Genomic DNA, 2621 nt, shown 5'->3' with positions numbered 1-2621 from the left:
AACGCGACCCGATGAAAGGAAGAATGATGAGCGGATTGTTGGCGTTGCTGGACGATGTTGCCGCGATTGCCAAGGTCGCGGCGGCCTCGGTCGATGATATCGCGACGGCGGCGGCAAAAGCGGGGTCAAAAACCGCAGCGGTGCTGATTGACGATGCCGCGGTGACGCCAGCTTATGTCACGGGGCTGCGGGCCAGCCGCGAGTTGCCGATGATCTGGCGGATCACCTTGGGGTCGTTGAAGAACAAGTTGCTTTATCTGCTGCCCGCTGCACTGTTGTTGAACAGTTACGCGCCTTGGCTGATCACGCCGCTTTTGATGTTCGGAGGGGCGTATCTGTGTTTTGAGGGTGCTGAGAAGATTTTGCACTCGGTTTTCCCCCATGCAAGCAGCGATGTGGAACAGGACATGACCCCGCGCGACCCGACCCGGCTGGAGGCGGCGCGGGTGGCGGGTGCGATCAAGACCGATTTCATCCTTTCGGCGGAAATCATGACCATCGCGCTGTCGGTCATCCCCGATACCGCGCTTTGGATGGAGGCGGCGACGCTGGCGCTGGTCGCAGTGGGGATCACGGCGGTAGTTTACGGCACTGTGGCGATGATCGTGAAAATGGATGACATCGGCCTGCATCTGGCCACAACGGCGCATCTGCCCGCAACGCGGGCTTTCGGGCGCGGCCTGGTGGTGTTCATGCCGCATCTGCTGGCGATCCTGTCAACCGTTGGCACGGCGGCGATGCTATGGGTTGGCGGCAATATCATCCTGCATGGGGTAGAGGAGCTGGGGTGGGGCTGGCCTTATGCGCAGGTGCATCATCTGGCCGAGGCGGTGGCGCAAGCGATTGGGCGTTTGCACGGCGCAGTGACGTGGTTCGTCACAGCATTTTGTGCTGCGGTTCTGGGGCTTGGCCTGGGGTTGCTGCTGATCCCGGTGGTGACGAAGGTTCTGGGGCCACTGATCGCGATGATAAGCGGTGCGGAGCAGAAACCGCATTGAGCGATGTTCAACGTCATTCTTTTGCCATCAATTTGCACAGAATGAGAGCGGACAAGCGGAAAAGGGTCATCCATGATTTTCTTGTTCGGAAATACCGTGAAAGGCGTGAAGCTTGTGACCCAAGACATTCCGGGCGGGTTACGCATTACGGAGCCGGCGATGAAAACCATCTCCGTCGGTCGGATTTTTGGCACAGCTCTTGCCCTGTGTTTTGTCGCGATCGGCATCGGCGTGCTGTTTGTTTCTGACGCGGCGATGCCGGGGGCAGGGATACTCTTGAGGGCCACCATTGCCACAGTTTTTACGCTGTTTGGTGGTTTTGTGCTTTGGGCAATGTGGCAAAACCTGTCGTCCGTGCTGGAGATCGACCTCGATAAATCCGAGCTTCGGCACTGCTACATCAACGGCAAAGGCAGGCACAGGTCCAGCCGGACCATTGCTTTTGCCGATGTGAAAGGCGTGTTCACCGAAGGGCTGGAGGTCTATCAAGACCCGTGGATATTTGATGAACGCTCACGGCTGATCATCAGTTTCCGGGGCCGCAACGGGCGGCTTGATGCTCTGACCGGCAGCACCGACGAAATCACGGCACTACGCGATCTGATCCTGACGCAAGCGTTGAACCGGCAGGCGGCACCTGTGGTTGACGGGGTGGGTGCGTTTGTGGATCGGGCGAAATGGCAATGGCGGCAGCGGGCGATGTGAGGGGGGGCCGAAGATCTGCGATGCTCGGCTAAACGGATATTCGGATCAGCAGGGCCATTGCTTGCCTTCGGGAAGTGAGAAACCGACCAGCAGAATTTCCCGTTCAACAAACGGTCGTTTTTGGAACGGTCTGGGCTTTGTTAAGCGGGTTGAGCACCGTGCTTTTTCGCTACATGCCTTCCGAAATTGTCCAGCACGCCCTGCCAATCCGCCCGTTCCTCGTCGCTGGGAATTTTCGGGTCCGCGTTGAACGTCTGCCGGACGACAGTGCCAGCGCCGTTTTCGGAAAACTCCACGCGGATAAGTCGGTCATCATCCATCTGCCGCCATTCGATAAGACGGTTCAACTCGATCCGGGTGTAGGTAGCTGCAAAATCGAACCCTGACTTGCCATCTATGGCTTCGATACGCAGCTCAAGCAGCCCGCCGACCTTCAAGTCGTTCGATGCTTTGATCGTATGCCATTCATCAGAAGTGTCCCATTGCAGGATGTCATCAGGGTCATTGAAGGCCCGCCAAACGACGTTGATCGGCGCAGGGATTTTGGTTTCAGCAATAATTTTCATAGCATTAGAATTTCATGCTACGAGGGAGCCGTCCACCGCTGATAAACCTTGCTATCCTTATCATCGTTCCACGAGCGTTCCAAAAACGCTCCTTTTTGGCACAGGCAAAAACGGCGCTGTTTTCCGCCGTCAAAAACCCCGTTCAAAACCTAAGCCGTTGTTGAAGGTTTTTGCCTTTCTTAAGGTGGCGGCGCTGCGGCATACCCAAAGGGTAGCCGCAACCCCGCCGCCCCTAATGGCAACCTTTACAACCCCAACATTGCCTTCGCCTTCGCCACAGCATTCTCCGCCGTAATGCCGAACTCCTGATACAACCGCTCCGCTGGAGCGGATGCCCCAAAACCCTCCATAC

At 57.2% G+C, this 2621-nt stretch carries 3 protein-coding genes; 2 read left to right on the top strand and 1 reads right to left on the bottom strand.

Features of this window, described 5'->3' with window-relative positions:
* Window positions 1-26 precede the first annotated feature (26 nt).
* The gene (locus tag L0H65_RS18000; protein WP_301460588.1) at window positions 27-998 is read left to right on the top strand and encodes a DUF808 domain-containing protein; all 972 of its coding nucleotides are present in this window, start codon (window positions 27-29) and stop codon (window positions 996-998) included.
* 72 nt (window positions 999-1070) lie between these two features.
* Entirely contained in the window at window positions 1071-1703 is a 633-nt protein-coding gene (locus L0H65_RS17995; protein WP_301460587.1) for a hypothetical protein, read from the top strand.
* A gap of 140 nt (window positions 1704-1843) precedes the next feature.
* Here L0H65_RS17995 and L0H65_RS17990 read toward each other — a convergent pair whose 3' ends face one another.
* Entirely contained in the window at window positions 1844-2269 is a 426-nt protein-coding gene (locus L0H65_RS17990; protein ID WP_301460586.1) for an SRPBCC domain-containing protein, read from the bottom strand.
* Between the last annotated feature and the right edge of the window lie 352 nt (window positions 2270-2621).

This window comes from Pseudorhodobacter sp. (assembly GCF_030452865.1).
GTDB lineage: Bacteria > Pseudomonadota > Alphaproteobacteria > Rhodobacterales > Rhodobacteraceae > Pseudorhodobacter.
The sequence above is the reverse complement of the archived record's forward strand: the minus strand, read 5'-3'. Positions and strand labels throughout refer to the sequence as shown.

What these genes read in the sequence shown, in the direction of transcription:
- L0H65_RS18000 (WP_301460588.1), top strand. Translation starts at nt 27, where the DNA reads ATGAGCGGATTGTTGGCGTTGCTGGACGATGTTGCCGCGATTGCCAAG.
- L0H65_RS17995 (WP_301460587.1), top strand. Translation starts at nt 1,071, where the DNA reads ATGATTTTCTTGTTCGGAAATACCGTGAAAGGCGTGAAGCTTGTGACC.
- L0H65_RS17990 (WP_301460586.1), bottom strand. Translation starts at nt 2,269, where the DNA reads ATGAAAATTATTGCTGAAACCAAAATCCCTGCGCCGATCAACGTCGTT.